This is a genomic window from Cellulosimicrobium sp. Marseille-Q4280, from assembly GCF_943181405.1.
Classification (GTDB): Bacteria; Actinomycetota; Actinomycetes; order Actinomycetales; family Cellulomonadaceae; genus Cellulosimicrobium.
Map to the genome: position 1 here is coordinate 37,096 of NZ_CALPBY010000008.1, position 19,490 is coordinate 56,585.

Below are 19,490 nucleotides of genomic sequence, written 5' to 3' on the forward strand. Positions count from 1 at the left end.
ATGACCGGAACCGCCACCGCACCGGCCCCCGCGCGGCCCACGCCGCGCGGGCAGGCACCGCGCGCCCGCATCGCCGGGATCGTCACGCGCACCCCCTACTGGGTGCTCACCGGCGGGCTCGCGCTCGTCTTCCTCTTCCCGCTCGTGTGGGCGGGCGTCGCCTCGGTCTCGCCGCAGCCCGGCTCCAACCAGGTCGACGGGTGGGGCTTCGGGAACTACGTGACGCTCGCGGGCTACCAGGCCGGGATCGTCCAGTACCTGTGGAACTCGGTCGTCGTGTCGGGGCTCACCGTGCTCTTCACGCTCGGCGTCTCCCTGCTCGGCGGCTATGCGTTCGCGCGCTTCCGCTTCCCCGGGCGCGACGTGCTGTTCCTCGTGACGCTCGCGATCCTCATGGTCCCGTACGCGACGCTGCTCATCCCGCTGTACGTGCTGCTCAACGAGATCGGCCTGCAGAACTCGCTGGTCGGGCTGTCGCTCGTGCTCGCGATGTTCCAGCTGCCGTTCGCGACGTTCATGATGCGCATCTCGTTCGAGTCGGTGCCGCGCGAGCTCGACGAGGCCGCGCTCGTGGACGGCTGCTCGTCGTTCGGCGCCTTGTGGCGCGTGCTGCTGCCCGCGGTCAAGCCGGGGCTCATCACGGTCGGGCTGTTCGCGTTCCTCGCCGCGTGGAACGACTTCGTCGCACCCCTCATCCTCATCACCGACTCCACGAAGGCCCCCTTGCCGCTCGCCGTCGCGAACATGCGCCAGCAGGTCATGGGCATCGTCGACTACGGCGCGACCCAGGCGGGCGTCGTCGTGCTCGCGGTCCCGTGCATCGTCCTGTTCCTGCTGCTCCAGCGCCACTACGTGCGGGGCTTCATGTCCGGCGCGCTCAAGGGATGACCGACGACCGGGCGTCCACGACGCCGTCCCCGAACCCGCCGCCCCCGGGCGGCCTCCCCGACGACCCGGGCGGTCGCGCCGCCCCCGGAGGTTCTCCCATGACCATGACCCCGTCGCGCCCGGCCGCGACCCCGACCACCGGCGACGCTCCCGCGGGCGACGGCGGGCGTCCGGTCGTCCCCGCCTCCGGGCGCCTGCAGCCGCTCGGCCTCGCCGAGGTGCGCATCACCGACGGCTTCTGGGCGCGGCGCCAGGACGTGAACCGCACCGCGACGCTCGGCCACATCGAGCACTGGCTCGAGCGAGAGGGCTGGCTGCCGAACTTCGACCTGGCGGTCCAGGGCGGGCTGCCGGATGGGCGCCGAGGCCGCGAGTTCAGCGACTCCGAGGTGTACAAGCTGCTCGAGGCGATGGCGTGGGAGCTCGGTCGGCGCCACGACCCGGCGCTCGAGGAGCGGTTCGACGCGATCGTGCGCCGCGTCGCGGCCGCGCAGGAGCCGGACGGGTACGTCAGCACGATGTTCGGCCGGCCCGGCCAGGGCGCCCGGTACTCCGACCTCGAGTGGGGGCACGAGCTGTACTGCCAGGGCCACCTCCTGCAGGCTGCCGTGGCGCGGGTCCGCACGGGTCACCCGGACGACCTCCTGGTGCAGGTCGCGCGCCGGTCCGCGGACCACGTGTGCGAGACGTTCGGTCCCGGGGGGAACCCGGGCGTCTGCGGCCACGCAGAGGTCGAGGTCGCGCTCGCCGAGCTCGGGCGCGCCCTGGACGAGCCGCGCTACCTCCGCCAGGCCGCGCTCTTCGTCGAGCGTCGCGGTCACGGGACGCTCGCCGACATCGAGTGGGGCCGCTCCTACTACCAGGACGACGTGCCCGTGCGCGACGCCGAGGTCTTCCGCGGGCACGCGGTGCGCGCGAACTACCTCGCGGCGGGCGCGCTCGACGTCGGGGTCGACTCGCGCGACGACGCCCTCGTCGACGCGGTCGCCCGGCAGTGGGACCGGACGACCGCCGCCCGGACGTACATCACCGGCGGGCAGGGCTCGCACCACCAGGACGAGGCGTTCGGCGAGGACTTCGTCCTCCCGCCCGACCGCGCCTACTCCGAGACGTGCGCCGCCGTGGGGTCGGTCATGGTCGCCTGGCGGCTGCTGCTCGCGCGGGGCGACGCGCGGTACGCGGACGCGGTCGAGCGCGCGCTCTTCAACGTCGTCGCGACGTCGCCCGCCGACGACGGGCGGGCGTTCTACTACGCGAACACGCTCCACCAGCGCGTCCCCGGGGAGCCCGCCGCGACCGACGTCGCGAGCGCGCGCGCCGAGTCGTCGCTGCGCGCTCCGTGGTTCCACGTCTCGTGCTGCCCGCCGAACGTCGCGCGCACGTTCGCGAGCCTCGCCGCGTACGTCGCGACCGTCGACCACGGAGGCCTGCAGATCCACCAGTACGCGACGGGCGAGGTCCGCGCGTCGCTCCCCTCCGGGGCGCCGGTCGCCGTGGACGTCGAGACCGCCTACCCCGCGGACGGGCGCGTGCGCGTGCGGGTCGTCGAGGCGCCCGCGGGCCGCTGGGCCCTGACGCTGCGCGTCCCCGCCTGGTCGCCGACCGCGACCCTCACGGTGGACGACGGGACGCCGCGCACGGTGCCCGCGGGGTCGGTGGCCGTCCCGGACCTGCGGGCGGGCAGCGTCGTCGTGCTCGACCTCGACACGTCGCCGAGGTTCCTGCGGCCGGACGACCGGATCGACGCGGTCCGGGGCTGCGTCGCGGTGCAGCGCGGCCCCGAGGTCCTGTGCGTCGAGTCGGTCGACCTGCCCGGCGGTCGTGACGTCGCCGACCTGCGCGTCGACCCCTCGGTCCCGCCGCGCGAGGTCGACGGGCGCGTCGTCGTGCGGGGCGTCGTCGTGGACCACGGTCGTGCCGCCCCGTGGCCGTACGCGCCGGGCGCCGCGTCCCGCGGCGCTCGCGGTGCCGCCGAGGACGAGGCGGGGGTCGACGTCCCGCTCGTCGCCTACCACGACTGGGCGAGCCGGGGGCCGTCGACGATGCGGGTCTGGCTCCCGACGACCTGAGCCGGTCGGGGCGCGCTCAGGCAGGGAGCCGGTACGCCTCGCCGTCCTGCTCGACCAGGCCGTCCTCGACGAGGCTCGCGACGCACCGGTCGAGCTGGGCTGCGTCGGGCCACGACCCCGCGACGACGTCCCGGAGGACCGGCCCCGGAGCCTCGCGCAGCAGGCCCATGACCCGGCCCCGCACCTGGCGGTCGGTGCCTGCCCAGGCCTGGGTCCGGCGTCGGCCCGCGTGCGCGTCGACCGGGCGTCCCGCGCGGCGCCACGCGCACAGGTCCGCGACGGGGCACGCTCCGCACCGCGGCGCGCGGGCGGTGCACACCAGTGCGCCGAGCTCCATCGACGCGGCGGCCCACAGCGTCGCCGCGTCGTCGTCGGCAGGCGCGGTCGCGTGGGCGAGGCGCCGCTCCGCCGCCGTGTACGACGGCGCGGGGAGCGCGACGCCCTCGACGGCGCGCGCGAGCACGCGCCGGACGTTGGTGTCGACGACGACGGCGCGACGACCGTGCGCGAACGCGGTGACGGCGGCGGCCGTGTACTCGCCGACACCCGGCAGCGCGCGCAGGGCCTCCTCGCCCGTGGGCACCTCACCACCGTGGCGCTCGACGACGGCCCGCGCGCAGTCCTGGAGCCGCAGCGCCCGGCGGGGGTAGCCGAGGCGCCCCCACGCGCGCAGGACGTCCGCCGTCGGTGCGGCCGCGAGATCGGCCGGGGCGGGCCAGCGACCCATCCACTCCCGCCACACCGGCTCGACCCGGACGACGGGTGTCTGCTGGAGCATGACCTCGCTCACGAGCACGCCCCATGCGGTCCGGTCGTCGGCGCGCCACGGCAGGTCGCGGGCGGTGCGCCGGAACCACCGGCCGACGGCGGTGCGCAGCGCGGCGTGAGCGTCGACGGTCGGCGTGCCGCGGTGCTCGTCGGGCACCTGGTCGGTGGGGGTCCCGGTCACGGGCCCATTCTGCCCCGAGGACAGGGCGCCTCGGCGCGGCTCGGTCGGCATCGGCGCGCACGGAACTAGCGTGGGCCCGAGCGGGACGAGCGGCAGCGCCGACCCCTGACGACCATCGACAGCCGGTGACCTGGAGGACCCGTTGAGCACGTCGCGGACGAGCAGCGCCCCGCGAGGCACGGACCTGCGTCCTCGGCGCGGCGTCCTCTGGCGCCGACGCCTCGTCGCGCTCGTCCTCCTCGCGGCGCTCGTGGTGGCCCTGGTCCTGCTCGGGCAGGTCGTCGTCCGGGCCGTGCAGCCGATGCTCGCGGGCGACGGCGCGCCGCAGGAGGGCCGCTCGGCGCCGCCCACCCCCGAGGCGGCGGGACCGCCGCAGGACTGCGACGCCGCGTCGCTCGAGCTCTCCGTCGCTCCGGCGAAGGCGGAGTTCACCGAGAACGAGGCGGTCGTCCTCGCGGTGACGATGCGCCACGTCGGGGCGCGCCCGTGCCTCGTCGACGGTTCCGACGCGGTGCGCCAGGTGCTCGTCCGGTCCGGCGACGAGCTCGTGTGGTCGTCGGCGCACTGCGCGCCGGGCGACAACCTCCTGCTCATGAGCCGCGGCGACGAGGTCTCCACGACCGTGCGGTGGGACATGCACCGCTCCGTCGAGGGCTGCGCGCCCGACCAGCCTGTCGTCTCCCCGGGGACGTTCACGGCCCTCGTGAGCGTCGCGGACGTCGAGGGTGCGACGAGCGACCCCGCCACGTTCACGATCCGGGGCCCGGCTCCCGCGGAGCCGGAGCAGCCCGGCGACGACCCGACCGGGCAGCCCACCGACCCGGCGGCCGAGCAGCCGGCGACCGAGGGCGAGGCCCCTGCCGAGCCGCCGGCCGAGCAGCCGGCCGCCGACGGGGCGGCCGAGCCGCCCGTCGACGCTCCCTCGGCGGACGTCCCGCCGACGCCGTGACCACCCGCGGTCGTCGCGCGCGCCCTGGGCGAGCGACGCACCGAAAAGTTCTCCTGACCGTTTCGAGGAGGGGTGACGAGTTTCGTCGACCGCGCGCCGCCCGTCGTCTGGTCTGAGTGGCGGAATGGCGCGGATCCGCGAGAAGTCGCCGATCTGCGGGGCGGAGCGGGCGGGAAGGTGATCTGCTCGACTCACCGAAAACCATTGCGGTCCTGTAGTCAGGCTGGTTGACTGGCCAGCGGCTGGCGATCTCGTCGTCGAGACGGCCCAGGTGCTCACGGGGCGGTGGCACGGGGTGGCGCGCTGATGCGCTCACCCCCGCTGCGCCGTCGTCCCTGGCGGGGACGTCTGGACGACGGGACGCGAGCGGGGTGCGTGGTCGTCGCGGGTGCGACGGGGCGCGGCACGGGACGTCGTCGTCCCGCGCCGGCGCGTCGGCGACGGTGCCCTGTCCCGTTCCGGTTCCCGATGGAGAGGACACAGTGATGTCGGGAAGAACGTTGAGAAGGGTCGTCGCCTCGGCGATGACGGGCGCGCTCGCCGTCACGGGCGTCGCGCTGGTTCCGGCGAGCGCGCACGCAGACGTGCTGCCGGGCAACGAGAGCGACGTGGGGGTGTACACGAACGGCGAGACCGACTCGATGGACATCGGCGACCCGACGTACACCGGGGTCGACGCGGTCAGCGCGGCGCTCGCTCCGGGGGTCCCGTGGACCGCGGGCTCCATGCACGGGTCGATCTTCGAGAAGGACCTGGCCGCCGGCGGCACGGACTACTACCTGGACCGCGTCCTGGGCGTGACGGGGACGTCGGGGAACGGCGTGCTCCAGACGCGCGGGCGCTCGCTGTACCTGCGCGGTGGCAGCAACTGGAACGTCATGGGCTTCGCCGGGTCCGCCTTCGCCGGTGGGCCGAACAACCTCGGCAACCTCTACACCGTGACGGTCCCGGGGCAGACGGTGACCGAGGTCGGGGCGCAGCGGTTCAACGCGCCGAGCCACGCCAAGGCGCGGTACACGGTCGGCACCACGGGCGTCACGGCCGACCTCAGGAAGCTCATCACGTACGACAACGTGGCGCTCACGACGATCACGTTCTCCAACCCGGGTGCGGCCGACGCGTCGTTCACGGTCCGCGCGGCGTCGCCGCTCGCGACGACGTCGACCGACGCGGCCGACGAGCTCACGGGGACGCGCACCCTGACGAGCGGTGCGAACAACGGCCTCGTCGACACGCCGTGGTCGACGGTGACCGTCGGCCTCAAGGCCGAGGGCTTCGAGCGGTCGGGCACGAACCTGGACCGCGCCGTGACGGTGCCGGCGGGCGGCTCGGTCGAGCTGTCGGTCGTGGGCGTCCTCGGCTCCGACGCGCTGCCGCAGTCGTTCGAGCAGTTCGAACAGTACGCGGCGATGGCGCCGGCCGAGGCGTTCCGTGACGGCGTCACGGCGTTCAACCGGCAGTGGGCGCAGGACATCCCGTACATCGACGTGCCGAGCGACGCCATCGAGAAGGCGATCGTCTACCGCTGGTGGGGAGAGCGCTACAACAGCCTCGACACCAACGAGCCCGGCTACGTCTACCAGTACCCGACGACGATCGAGGGCGTGAACCTGTACCAGAACTCGGTCGCCCTCACGCAGCCGATGCACCTGCAGGACACGAAGTGGATCCGCAACCCGTACCTCGGGTACGGGCAGATCCTCAACATCGGCGAGCTCTCCGGCTCGTCGGCGTTCCTCGACAGCCCGGGGCACACGAGCTGGAACAACCACTACTCGCAGTACCTCGGCACCGCGGGCCTCGAGGCGTACAACGTGCACGGCGGCGGTCCGGCGGTCGCCGAGCGCTTCGCGACGTACTTCGAGGGCGACGGCGAGGGCCAGCTCGAGCACTACGACGGCAACGACGACAACCTCATCGCCTACGACACGAACTACATGCCCGGCAACGACTCGGACGCCATCTCGTTCGGGTTCCCCAAGGTGAACGCGGGCGCACCGGGCGCGCGGACGATCGAGCGGCCCGAGTCGGCCTATGTCTGGGGCGACTTCGACGCGGCCGGCCAGCTGTACGAGATGGCCGGTGCCGACGACGCCAAGGTCGCCGAGATGCAGGCACAGGCGGACGAGATCCGCACGGCGGTCCTCGACCGGCTGTGGAGCGAGTCGGCGCGCATGTTCCTCGCGGGCACGTCGCACGGCGCCCAGTCGGCCCCGACCTCGAACAACGGCGCGGTGAACCCGCTCCCGGAGTCCGAGCGCGACCTCATCCCGGCGCGCGAGTCCAACCTCTACGACGTCTACGCCCAGGACCTCATCCCGGTCGAGGACGCCGACCAGTACGTCGACGGGTTCCGCTTCCTGCGGTACGGGGACAACTTCCCGATCTTCCCGTTCTACACGGCGAACCAGTACGACAAGACGAAGTACAACATCGGCGGGTCGAACAACTTCTCCAACATCAACTTCACCGTCCAGTACCGGGCCGTGCGGTCCGCGCTGCGGCACTACGACCCCGAGCAGAAGTACGTCACGCCCGAGTACGCCGCGCGGCTGCTCGACTGGATGGCGTGGAGCGTCTACCCGGGCGGCGACCTGCGTGCCCCGAACCAGGCCGAGTACTACTCGAACTGGAACCCGGCCACGCAGACGTACAACCGCAACAACCCGAACCACGTGATGCTCGGCAACATGAACTACATCTACGTCGAGGACATGGGCGGCATCCAGCCGCGGTCCGACGACAAGATCGAGCTCTGGCCGATCGACCTCGGGTACGACCACTTCATGGTCAACAACCTGCGGTACCACGGCCAGGACGTCACGATCGTGTGGGACGAGGACGGCTCGCACTACGGTCTGGGCGAGGGCTACTCGCTGTTCGTCGACGGCGAGCGCAAGGCGACCGCCGACGCGCTCGGCCGGTTCGTGTACGACCCGGCGGCCAACGCGGTCGTCGAGTCCGACGAAGGGCTCGCGGTGGAGGTCGTCGACGACACGGGCGCGGACGTGCCCACCGCGGTCGACACGCCGATCGACGACGAGCGCGTCGTGTCCTACCTGAAGACGGCCGGCATCGACCTCACCGAGGACGCGGAGAACCTCGCGCTCGGCGCCGAGCTCTCGTCGTCCGCGACGCAGGAGGGCCCGCGGCCGACGCCGTGGCGCCAGTTCCACACGCCGGGCTGGAGCACGGGGTCGATGAACTACACCCCGGGTGCCATCAGCACGACCGAGCAGCCCGTGTCGCTGGCCGCCGTCACCGACGGCACGACCGTCAACGAGCCCTACTGGGGCAACTACGGCACCGAGGGCGACACCGGGTACGTCGAGCTCGACCTCGGCGAGCCGACGTCGTTCGACAACGTCAAGGTGTGGTTCGTCAGCGACCGGCAGGCGGGCGGCTACCGCGAGCCGTCGCGGTACTCGATCCAGGTGCCCGACGGCTCCGGCGGCTGGACCACGGTCCCCGACGCGTTCAAGGCGCCGAAGATCCCCGGTCCGAAGCTCAACGAGGCGCTCTTCGAGACGGTCACGACCGACCGCGTGCGGGTGGCCTTCACGAACACGCCGTCGTTCTGGACGGCGATCTCGGAGATCCAGGTCTTCGACTCCGGCCGTGACGTCCCCGAGGTGGTCAACGACGCGCCGACCGTCTCGGTGAACGTCGACCGCTCCACGGACGGCAACCTCTCCACGAGCCTCGTCGCCACGGTGACGGACGACGGCATCCCCGACGACGGAGAGCTCACCTACGGGTGGTCGACCGTCTCCGCGCCGGAGGGCGCGGGCGTCATCTACGGCGACGCAGGAGCGCTGCGCACGACGGTCACCGGCACCGAGCCGGGGACGTACGTCTTCCGGCTCACCGCGAGCGACGGCGAGCTGACGACCGAGCGCGACGTCGAGGTCGAGCTCACCGAGAAGGCCACGTCGGCCGAGTTCGGTGCGCTCGCGACGATCACGACGAGCGGCTCGGCGTCGTGGGAGAACCCGCTGCGCGTCAACGAGGCGACCACCCCGGCGAGCTCGAACCCCGGCGCAGGAAACGGCTGGGGGACGTGGGGACAGCCCGCGAACGGGACGAGCCCGGCGACCGCCGCGTGGATCCGGTACGCGTGGGAGTCCCCGGTGCTCCTCGCGTCGACCGACATCTACTGGTACGACGACAACGGCGGCACGCGTATGCCGCGCGCCGACACCTACGTCGTGGAGCACTCGCAGAACGGCACCGACTGGACGCCCGTCACGCTGACCGGTGGCTCGACGTACGCGGGCGCGCTCCAGCGCAACGCGTACAACCACCTCGAGTTCGAGGCGGTCGAGGCGCAGTTCCTGCGGGTCCGCATCACGGGCGTGCAGACCGGCGGCGCGGGGACGGGTGTGCTGCGCTGGCGCGTCAACGGCGACACCGTGGACACCGTGGCCAGCCCGGTCGTCGTGCGCACGGTCACCGGCGAGGTGCCGACGCTCCCGACGGCGCTCGACGTCGTCTTCTCGAGCGGTCGGCGCGGCACGGTCGACTTCACGTGGCAGCCGATCACGCCGGCCATGGTGGCGGAGACCAACGTCGAGCCGTTCACGGTCTACGGGACGAACACGACGTACGGCCTGATCGCGGAGGCGCAGGTCTACGTCCGTCCGGAGGACTCGCAGGGCGGGATCTCGATCCAGGGCGCCGAGCAGTTCGAGCAGAGCGTCGACGTCGGCGAGCAGCCCTGGCTGCCCACGAAGGTCGCGGTGTCGTACAACGACGGGTCGCGCGACAACCAGGCGATCGGCGTCGAGTGGGACTACGACGAGTCGGTCGTCGAGCAGCCGGGCGTCTATGTCATCCAGGGCGACCTGATCCTGCCCGACTACGTGAGCACCGCCGGCACGACGACGACGACGCTCACCCTCACGGTGGGTGACGGCGTGCCGGTCGGGCCCGAGGTCTCGGTCACGGTCGAGACGCGGTGCCTCGCGCGCAAGGCCTACGTGGCGGTCCGCGCGACGAACGACGACGACGTGCCGCTCACGGTGCGCCTCGACACGGCGTTCGGTACCCGGACGGTGAACGACGTGGCGGCGGGCAAGAACGCGGGGAGGGAGAACGGGGGGGAGGAAAGCAAGCACAACGGGGCGCAAGAGACGAGGGGGGCAGGGGCCGCCCCCGCCCCCGCGGCGACGACCGCCGAGGGGGACGGCGCCGGGGGCGGGGGCGGGGTGGCCGGCGAGGGGGGGGGGGCGGGGGCTCCCCCCCCCCCCCCGCCGTGGCGCGCGCGGCCGAGGTGGCTCGCGCGTAGGGTTGCTCGCGACGCAGGGCGTCCCGACGCGGGATGGGGTGGCGTGATGGTGGCGGAGCCGTGAGCATCCTGGTCGGCGCGGTCGTCACGGCGGCCGTGACGACCCTGGCGGTCGTCGCGATGCTGCTCGCGCGTCGTCGCGCGCCGGCCGGCAGCCGGTTCGCCGACGGCGACCGGGCGGCCGGGGTCTTCGGGGTCGTGGCCACCGGCTTCTCCGTCCTCCTCGGCTTCATCGTCTTCCTCGCCTTCGAGGCGTACGACGAGGCGCGCACCGGCGCCCAGGACGAGGCGCGGGTCGTGGTGCAGCAGCTCGAGACGGCGCAGTTCTTCGCGGACGCCGACGCGGCGGAGCTCTCCGGCGAGCTCGTGTGCTACGCGCGGTCGGTGGTCTCGGTCGAGTGGGAGCAGATGGCCGACGGCGACCTCGGGGACGCCGTGAACCCGTGGGGCGTCGAGCTCTTCGAGACGATCCGTGGCGTCGTGCCGTCGTCCGACACGGAGCAGTCGGCGTACGACCGGTGGATGGCTCAGGCGGCGGACCGCGAGGAGGCGCGCCAGTCGCGGGTGCACGGCGCCGAGGGACTCATCCCGCTGCCGCTCTGGCTCGTGCTCTACGTGGTCTCCGGCACGATCTTCGTCTTCCTGCTGTTCTTCGCCGACTCGACGGAGAGCGCGGCGACCCAGGGCGTCCTCATGGGCAGCGTCACCCTGGTCATCACCCTCCTGCTGTGCCTCCTCGCCTTCTTCGACCATCCGCACGGGCACGAGGTCGGCAAGCTCAGACCGACGGCGATGGAGCGCACGCTGGTCCTGCTCCAGAACGAGGCGGACGCGGCCGGAGTCGTCGTCGAGCCGCCGTGCGACGAGCGGGGCGGGCCTCGCACCGCCGCGCGGGGCGAGCCCTGACAGCTCCGACGCGGGGGCCGTCCTCCGGGTCCCGTCCCTGTGCGCACCGGCCCGCGTCGAGCCGGAAAGCGCTCCCTACTTCAGACATCGCAACTACGCAACTTGGGGAATACCTACCGGCTTTGGTATTGGCATCGGCAAAAGTGCCGGGTAGGGTCGGTCGCGTGGCGCGGGAGAACTCTCTCCCGTCCGTCGCGCAGGGAGCACCCGAGGCAGAGAGCTCCCAGCCTGTCTGGAGGTCCACCGATCCGTGCGGGGCGGCACGACGAACGGTCACGACGCCTTGCTGACGATCCGGGCCACCGGCTCCTCGATCCACGTCAAGGAGGACGTTGTGCACAGACCAACCAAGGGCCGCCGCTGGCTGTCCCGAACCATCGCGGCGGCGCTGTCCGCCGCGGTGGTCGTCCCACTCTCGATCAGCGCCGCGAGCGCGCACCCCGGCCATGAGGAACAACCGTCTGCCGAAGACCCGGCGACGGACTGGAACCAGTACGAGAAGACCCTGATCTCGAAGAACACCGGCGAGCCGATCGACCTGGCCGTCCTGCCCGACTCGCGGATCCTGCACACCGCACGCGACGGCGTCGTGCGGCTCTCCGACCCGGCGACCGGGCAGACCACCCAGGTCGCGGACCTCGACGTCTACGCGAACTCCGAGGACGGGCTCCAGGGCATCTCCCTCGACCCGAACTTCGAGGAGAACAACTGGGTCTACATGGTCTACGCGCCCCGCGTGATGGAGGGCACGTCGCCGACGGGGGTGGAGTACCCCGAGACGACACCGCAGGGCAGCGCGCCGAACTCGCTGCCCGCAGGCGCGGACGCGAGCTACTGGGACCAGTGGCTCGGCTACAACCAGCTCTCCCGGTTCACGTGGGACCCGGAGACCAGCACGCTCGACCTGTCCACCGAGCGCGAGATCATCAAGGTCGACGCCCAGCGCGGCCAGTGCTGCCACGTGGGTGCGGACATGGCGTGGGACGCCGAGGGCAACCTCTTCCTGTCCACCGGTGACAACACCCCCGCCGGCACCCCGGGCGCGAACGGCTACACGCCGATCAACAACGCACCCGGCATGAACCCCGGCTTCGACGCCCGGCGCGGGGCCGGCAACACCAACGACCTCCGCGGGAAGATCCTGCGGATCAACCCGATCGAGGACCTCGCGGCCGACACCGAGGTCGGCCCGGACAGCACGTACACGATCCCCGAGGGCAACCTCTTCGACGGTGCCGAGCAGGCCGAACTGGTGCGCGACGAGATCTACGTGATGGGCGTGCGCAACCCCTTCCGGATCGACTACGACCTCGAGTCCGGCTCGCTCTTCTGGGGCGACTACGGGCCGGACGCCGGCGCCGCGCAGCCCGACCGCGGCCCGATGGGCTACGTCGAGTGGCAGCTCACGACCGAGCCCATGAACGGCGGATGGCCGTACTGCCACGGCCCGAACGCCGCGTACAACGAGTGGGACTACGCGACCGGTACGCCGGGTGCGCAGTTCTTCGACTGCGAGGCCGGACCCGAGAACAACTCGACGTGGAACACCGGCCTGGACCAGGTCCCGCCGGTCGTCGCGCCGCAGGTGTACTACGGCGACAACCCGGGCGACCAGCCCGAGCTGCTCGACCCGCTGGTCGAGCTGGGCGGTGGCGGCCAGGCCCCCATGGGCGGTCCGATCTACCGCTTCGACGAGACCCTCGAGTCGGACGTCAAGTTCCCGGAGTACTGGGACGGGCACCCGCTCATGGCCGAGTTCTCGCAGGACTACGTGGTCGCGTTCACGATGGACGAGCTCTCGTCCGCCGGCGTGGTCACGCAGGTGGAGGACTTCCTGCCGAACAGCCACCTCGAGACCGTGAACCAGCCCATCTGGGACAACGTCATGGACATGGAGTTCGGCCCTGACGGCGCCCTCTACGTCCTCGAGTACGGCGACGGCTTCTTCCGCCAGAACCCCGACGCGGGCCTGTACAAGATCACGTACGGCTCGGAGAACCGCACTCCGCGCGCGTCCATCTCGGCGGACCCGGTCTCCGGAAGCACCGCGCCGCTCGAGGTGACGTTCGACGCGTCGGCGACCACGGACGCGGAGACCCCCAACTCGGAGCTCACGTTCGAGTGGGACTTCGACGCCGACGGTGAGTACGACGCCGAGGGCGAGACGGTGACGCACACGTTCACCGAGCTCGGTCAGTACAACGTGCAGCTGCGCGTCACCGACCCGGGCGGCAACTTCGGTCTGGCGATCCAGCGGATCACGGTCGGCAACACGGCCCCCGAGATCACGCTCGACCAGCCGGACGGCGCCATCTTCACCTGGGGTGACGCGGTCCCGTACACGGTCTCGGTGAACGACGCCGAGGACGGCGACCAGCCGACGTGCCGCAACATCCAGTACACGTTCGGCCTCGGTCACAACACGCACGCCCACCCGGAGGTGAGCGGTCGGGCCGCGGACACGGAGGCTGGCTGCGGCTTCACGATCCAGACGAGCCCGGACGCCGTCGAGCACGGTGAGGGTGAGAAGATCTTCGGCACCCTCGTCGTGACGTACGCGGACCAGGCGCAGGGTGAGGTGCCCGCCATCACCGGCGAGGCCACCCACATCCTCAAGCCCGACGTGCAGCAGGCCGAGTGGTACGACGCGGCCGAGGGCATCGAGGTCGTGGACGACGCCGCGGCCGGTGCGGGGAGCTACGTGACCTCGCTCGACGAGGGCGACTCGTTCTCCTACGCGCCGATCGCCCTGCACCACGCCCCGACCGGTGAGGCGATCAACGAGATCACCGTCCGCGGCAGCGGCGAGGGCACCGTCTCGCTCGGCTGGACCGGCGAGGGTTCCGAGGACACCGCGGCGCTCGCCGAGTTCGAGTTCACGGGCGAGGGCTGGCAGGACGTCACGCAGTCGCTGAGCGACGTGCCCGAGGGCTCGGGCTCGATCGTCGTGACGGGCACCGGCGGCGTCGACGTCGACCAGCTCACCTTCGCCGTCGGCGAGGGCCCGGTCGAGCCGGTCACGATCCCTGTGGACCAGGTGTCGATCCAGATGTTCTCGCTCATCCCCTGGGTGAACGAGGTCGGTCTGGAGGCGGTGCTCGAGCGTCTGGGTGAGATCGGCTTCGAGAACATCGAGCCGTTCGGTGGGAACTTCGAGGGCTACACGGCCGAGGAGTTCCGGGCGCTGGCCGACTCGTACGGGCTGAGCGTGAAGTCGTCGCACTACAACGTGAACGAGGACACGTTCGACGAGACCCTGGAGTACGTCACGACGCTGGGCCAGGAGTACGTGGGCTCTGGCGGGTTCCCCCAGCCGGGGATCGGTACGTACGAGAACACGCTGGCCACGGCCGAGGCGATGAACCGTCTCGGTGAGCGGACCGTGGACGCGGGGCTGGAGAAGTTCTTCGGCCACAACCACGACCAGGAGTTCCGCACGACGTACGAGCACGAGGGCGAGACCCTCTCCGCGTGGGAGATCCTGGTCCGCGAGACGAACCCCGAGTACGTGACGTTCCAGCTGGACGTGGCGTGGGCGGCTCACGCGGGTGTCGACGTGCCGGCGCTGATCGAGGAGTACGGCGACCGGATCGAGCTCCTGCACGTCAAGGACGCCGTCAACCTGAACGGTGAGGGTCGTCCGACGTTCACCAACCTCGGTGAGGGCGACGTCCCGCTGCAGGAGATCCTGGCCGCCGGTCAGGAGGCCGGTGTCGCGTACTACGTCATGGAGTACGACGTGGCCCCCGAGGGCGAGGACTTCGCCACGACCGGGTACGAGTACCTCACCGGCCTGGATGCCGGCGAGCCCTCCGACCCGATCACGGTCCCCGTCGACCAGGTCTCGGTCCAGATGTTCTCGCTGACCCCGTGGGTCAGCGAGGTCGGCCTTCCGGCTGTGCTCGAGCGTCTGGGCGAGATCGGCTTCGTCAACATCGAGCCGTTCGGTGGGAACTTCGCGGGCTACACGGCCGAGGAGTTCCGGGCGCTGGCCGACTCGTACGGGCTGAGCGTGAAGTCGTCGCACTACAACGTGAACGAGGACACGTTCGACGAGACCCTGGAGTACGTCACGACGCTGGGCCAGGAGTACGTGGGCTCTGGCGGGTTCCCCCAGCCGGGGATCGGTACGTACGAGAACACGCTGGCCACGGCCGAGGCGATGAACCGTCTCGGTGAGCGGACCGTGGACGCGGGGCTGGAGAAGTTCTTCGGCCACAACCACGACCAGGAGTTCCGCACGACGTACGAGCACGAGGGCGAGACCCTCTCCGCGTGGGAGATCCTGGTCCGCGAGACGAACCCCGAGTACGTGACGTTCCAGCTGGACGTGGCGTGGGCGGCTCACGCGGGTGTCGACGTGCCGGCGCTGATCGAGGAGTACGGCGACCGGATCGAGCTCCTGCACGTCAAGGACGCCGTCAACCTGAACGGTGAGGGTCGTCCGACGTTCACCAACCTCGGTGAGGGCGACGTCCCGCTGCAGGAGATCCTGGCCGCCGGTCAGGAGGCCGGTGTCGCGTACTACGTCATGGAGTACGACCGGGCTCCCGACGGCGAGGACTTCGTCACGACCGGGTTCGAGTACCTCACCGGCCTGGAGGCCGGCGATAACGAGCGCACGGTCGCGGTGACGGCGCAGGCGCGGTGCCTCGCCGGCAACGCCTACCTCGCGGTCCGCGCGCTCAACGACGAGGACGTCCCGCTCACGATCACGATCGAGACGCCCTACGGCAGCAAGACGTTCGAGAACGTGGCGCCGGGCAAGAACGCCTACCAGTCGTTCAACACCCGGGGTGAGGCGCTCGACGGCGGGACGACCACCGTCGTCGCGACGGATGCCGAAGGGGGGACGGCCACGGTCGAGACCGAGTACGCCGCGCACAGCTGCGGCTGACGCACCCTGACGACGGGTGAGGCGGGGTCCGACTCCGCCTCACCCGTCCGGGACGACGTGCCCGCCGCGGTCCGACCGCGGCGGGCACGCCGCTGTCACGGCCCGGGCGCCAGCGGCTCGGGTCAGACGTAGCGCTCGAGGATGCTCGACTCGGCGAGGCGTGAGAGGCCCTCGCGCACGGCCCGTGCACGCTGCTCGCCGACGCCGTCGACGGCCATGAGGTCGTCGATGCTCGCGGCGAGGAGCTTCTGCAGGCCGCCGAAGTGGGCGACGAGCCGGTCGATGATCGTGCCGGGCAGGCGCGGCACCTTGGACAGGAGCCGGAAGCCGTGGGGTGCGACCGCGGCGTCGAGCGCGTCGCCACCGCCCGGGAGGTCGAGCACGCGGCCGATCTGCCCGAGGTCGAGCAGCTGGGTCGAGTCGAGGCCGCCGAGCGACTTCTGCACGTCGGCGAGGGAACGGTCCTTGCGGCCCAGGTCGACGTAGTCGCGGATGACGAACTCGCGGTCGGAGCCGATGCCGCCCATGAGCTCGTCGAGCTGGAGGGCGAGGAGGCGGCCGTCGGTGCCGAGCTCGATGACGTAGCCGGCGATCTCCTCCGAGATCCGTGCCACCATCTCGAGGCGCTGCACGACGGCGCACACGTCGCGGACCGTGACGAGGTCCTCGATCTCGAGCGCCGAGAGCGTGCCCGAGACCTCGTCGAGGCGGGCGCGGTAGCGCTCGAGGGTCGCGAGGGCCTGGTTCGCGCGCGACAGGATCGTGTCGGAGTCCTCGAGCACGTGCCGCTGACCGCCGACGTAGAGCGCGACGATCCGCATCGACTGGCTCACGGAGATGACGGGGAACCCGCTCTGCTTCGCGACGCGCTCCGCCGTGCGGTGCCGCGTCCCGGACTCGGTGGTCTCGATGGTCGGGTCGGGGAGGAGCTGGACCGCGGCGCGCAGGATGCGGTTCGCCTCCCGGTCCAGGACCACGGAGCCGTCCATCTTCGACAGCTCGCGCAGCCGGGTCGCGGAGAACCCGACGTCGAGCACGAACCCGCCCGAGCACATCTCCTCGACGACGCGGTCGAGACCGAGGACGATCAGTGCTCCCGTGCGGCCCCGCAGGATGCGTTCGAGGCCGTCGCGCAGCTCCGTGCCGGGTGCCACGGCGGCAAGGGTTTCCCGGAGCAGCTCGTCGGGGTGCGCGGGGGAGTTGGCCACGACGAAATCCTACGCTGCGGCGTCCTGCGAGGCCCCGGATGGCGCGGCGGCGAGCGGGAAACCGGTCACGATCCGGTCACGGCCGCGGGGGTGCGGCCGCGCCGGAGCGGGCGAGCTCGAACGCCTCGCTGACGTGCCGGGCGGCGTGCACGGTCAACCCGTCGATCGGCCGGGGGAACGACCCGCGCGGTACGACGGCGCGCGTGAAGCCGAGCCGAGCCGCCTCCGCGAGCCGCCGGTCGAGACCCGTGACGGGGCGGATGTCGCCCGCGAGGCCGACCTCGCCGAACGCGACCGTCCCGGGCGGCAGGGCCTCGTCCTCGCGCGCCGACAGCACGGAGAGCGCGATCGCGAGGTCGGCCGCCGGCTCCGAGACCTTGGCACCACCGACGGTCGAGACGTAGACGTCCTGGTCGACGAGCCGCACCCCGGCGTGCCGGTGCATGACGGCGAGGATCATCGCGAGGCGGCTCGAGTCGACCCCGCTCGTGGTGCGCCGCGGGTTGTTGAGCGAGCTCGGCACGGCGAGCGCCTGGATCTCCAGCGCGAGGGGCCGGCGCCCCTCGACGGTCACGGAGATGCACGTACCGGGCACGCCCGCGCCCGTGTGGGAGAGGAACAGGCCGCTCGGGTCGGCCAGCCCGACGATGCCGTCCTCGGTGAGGTCGAAGCACCCGACCTCGTCCGTCGGGCCGTAGCGGTTCTTCACCGCACGCACGAGGCGCAGGCGTGAGTGCCGGTCGCCCTCGAACTGGCACACGACGTCGACGAGGTGCTCGAGCGTTCGAGGACCCGCGACCGAGCCGTCCTTCGTCACGTGCCCGACGAGGATGACGGGGAGGTCCCGTGCCTTCGCGACACCGATGAGGGCCGCGGCGACCTCGCGCACCTGGCTCACGCCGCCCGGCGACCCGTCGACCTCCGCCGATGCGATCGTCTGCACCGAGTCGACGACGAGCAGGTCCGGATCGGTGGCCTCGATGTGCCCGAGGACCGTCGCGAGGTCCGTCTCGGCCGCGAGCAGCAGACCGGGCGCGAGCGCGCCGACGCGTTCGGCGCGCAGACGCACCTGCCCCGCCGACTCCTCGCCCGTGACGTACAGGACCCGGCGCGGCGGCGTCGTCGGCCCGGGGGACGCCCCGCGCGTGGCGGTGGGCAGGTCGGAGCCACCGGACGCGACGTTGCTCGCGACGGAGAGCAGGAGCGTGGACTTGCCGACGCCGGGCTCTCCCGCGAGCAGCACGACCGCGCCCGGGACGATGCCGCCGCCCAGCACGCGGTCGAACTCGGCGACGCCGGTCGGCGTCGCGCGCGCGGCCTCGACGTCGATCTCGCCGATCGGCCGGGCGGGCGACCGCGTGGGGTTCACCGCCGTGGTGCGCGGACCGGACGCCGCGGGGGAGTCCTCCGTGACCGTGCCCCACTCCTGGCACTCCCCGCAGCGCCCCACCCACTTCGCGGTCGTCCACCCGCACTCGGCGCAGCGGTAGGCGGGGCGGGTGCGCTTGGCGGAGCCGCGCGCGGGGGCGCTCGTCGGTGACGTCACGCGCCCAACCTAGCCATGACCGCCGACACGAACCCTTCGCTACCCGTCGTCGCGCGTCGTCGCGCGACGCGGGGCCGTGGACGCGGGATGCTGGGCGCATGCGCAGGCTCCCGCACGACAGCCCGTGGTGGACGCTGATCCTCACGCTCGTCTCGACCACGGCCTGTCTCGTCGTGTTCTACGGCGTGCCGCTGCCGCGCGACGAGGAGTCGCCCGCCGCGCTCCAGGTCGTCGTCTTCGCCGGGGGGCTCGTTCTGCTGTGCGGGGTGCTCGCCGTGCAGGTACGGCGCCAGCTGCGCGCCGGCGAGGAGGCCAGCGTGCGCGTCCAGTCGGTCGTCGGGCTGCTGCTGCCCGTCATCGTCTTCTTCGCGCTCGCCTACTACGAGATGGCCGACCAGTTCGTGGGGATCGAGAACCGCACCGACGCTCTGTACTTCGCCGTCGTCACGCTCGGCACCGTCGGGTACGGCGACGTGCACCCCGTCGGCGAGGGCGCACGGATGGTGACCATGGTGCAGATCGTGCTCGACCTCGTCGTGGTCGGGCTGCTCGTCTCCGTCGCGACGAGCCGCGCCCGAGCGCGGGCGGCGCGCCGCGAGCACGCGTCCCGCACCGAAAACAAGCAGGGCTGATTTCGGGAGAGGTTCTCCGGCGGTACGTCGACCGACCACGCTGGATCGGTGCTGTCCCAACGATTCTCAGCATTCCAACGACTGTGCGCGACACGGCTCCTGAGACCCTTGTCGACCCGTCGGCCGAAACCCATTGCGGGCACGTTTCTGTGTGTGGCA

Annotated in this window: 10 protein-coding genes; 7 read left to right on the plus strand and 3 right to left on the minus strand. The window is 72.0% G+C overall.

Annotated elements, in window-relative coordinates:
- Positions 1-888 carry a carbohydrate ABC transporter permease gene (locus NFS20_RS19140; RefSeq protein WP_251153403.1) on the plus strand — a complete coding sequence of 296 codons (888 nt, stop codon included), beginning with the start codon at positions 1-3 and terminating at the stop codon, positions 886-888.
- Positions 889-986: 98 nt separating this feature from the next.
- Positions 987-2,957, plus strand: a complete 1,971-nt coding sequence (locus NFS20_RS19145; protein WP_502800842.1) for a glycoside hydrolase family 127 protein — start codon at positions 987-989, stop codon at positions 2,955-2,957.
- 16 nt (positions 2,958-2,973) lie between these two features.
- Here NFS20_RS19145 and NFS20_RS19150 read toward each other — a convergent pair whose 3' ends face one another.
- Positions 2,974-3,906 (minus strand): iron-sulfur binding domain-containing protein, encoded by a 933-nt coding sequence (locus NFS20_RS19150; protein WP_251153404.1) that lies wholly within the window; start codon positions 3,904-3,906, stop codon positions 2,974-2,976.
- A 142-nt stretch (positions 3,907-4,048) separates the two neighbouring features.
- On the opposite strand from NFS20_RS19150, the gene NFS20_RS19155 reads away from it, so the two are divergent.
- From NFS20_RS19155 to NFS20_RS19175, 4 genes are all read left to right on the plus strand, one after another.
- The gene (locus NFS20_RS19155) at positions 4,049-4,855 is read left to right on the plus strand and encodes a hypothetical protein (protein WP_251153405.1); all 807 of its coding nucleotides are present in this window, start codon (positions 4,049-4,051) and stop codon (positions 4,853-4,855) included.
- Between the two features lie 485 nt (positions 4,856-5,340).
- Positions 5,341-10,206 carry a galactose-binding domain-containing protein gene (locus NFS20_RS22185; protein WP_285821158.1) on the plus strand — a complete coding sequence of 1,622 codons (4,866 nt, stop codon included), beginning with the start codon at positions 5,341-5,343 and terminating at the stop codon, positions 10,204-10,206.
- Positions 10,203-11,048 (plus strand): bestrophin-like domain, encoded by an 846-nt coding sequence (locus tag NFS20_RS19170; protein WP_251153406.1) that lies wholly within the window; start codon positions 10,203-10,205, stop codon positions 11,046-11,048. Before NFS20_RS22185 ends, NFS20_RS19170 begins: the two co-directional genes overlap by 4 nt.
- Before the next feature lie 334 nt (positions 11,049-11,382).
- Positions 11,383-15,945 carry a TIM barrel protein gene (locus NFS20_RS19175; protein ID WP_251153407.1) on the plus strand — a complete coding sequence of 1,521 codons (4,563 nt, stop codon included), beginning with the start codon at positions 11,383-11,385 and terminating at the stop codon, positions 15,943-15,945.
- Positions 15,946-16,067: 122 nt separating this feature from the next.
- Here the strand turns inward: NFS20_RS19175 and disA are convergent, their stop codons facing one another.
- Positions 16,068-17,153 carry a DNA integrity scanning diadenylate cyclase DisA gene (gene disA, locus NFS20_RS19180; protein ID WP_251153408.1) on the minus strand — a complete coding sequence of 362 codons (1,086 nt, stop codon included), beginning with the start codon at positions 17,151-17,153 and terminating at the stop codon, positions 16,068-16,070.
- Between the two features lie 76 nt (positions 17,154-17,229).
- A complete protein-coding gene (gene radA, locus NFS20_RS19185) occupies positions 17,230-18,699 on the minus strand; it encodes a DNA repair protein RadA (protein ID WP_251153409.1) in 1,470 nt (489 codons plus the stop codon).
- Positions 18,700-18,797: 98 nt separating this feature from the next.
- Here radA and NFS20_RS19190 point away from each other — a divergent pair, with 98 nt between their 5' ends.
- On the plus strand, positions 18,798-19,331 hold the full coding sequence (locus NFS20_RS19190) for a potassium channel family protein (protein WP_251153410.1): 534 nt from the start codon (positions 18,798-18,800) through the stop codon (positions 19,329-19,331).
- The last annotated feature ends 159 nt before the right edge of the window (positions 19,332-19,490 follow it).

Coding starts and splice junctions, on each gene's coding strand:
- NFS20_RS22185 (WP_285821158.1), top strand. CDS start 5,341: ATGTCGGGAAGAACGTTGAGAAGGGTCGTCGCCTCGGCGATGACGGGC.
- NFS20_RS19140 (WP_251153403.1), top strand. CDS start 1: ATGACCGGAACCGCCACCGCACCGGCCCCCGCGCGGCCCACGCCGCGC.
- NFS20_RS19145 (WP_502800842.1), top strand. CDS start 987: ATGACCATGACCCCGTCGCGCCCGGCCGCGACCCCGACCACCGGCGAC.
- NFS20_RS19190 (WP_251153410.1), top strand. CDS start 18,798: ATGCGCAGGCTCCCGCACGACAGCCCGTGGTGGACGCTGATCCTCACG.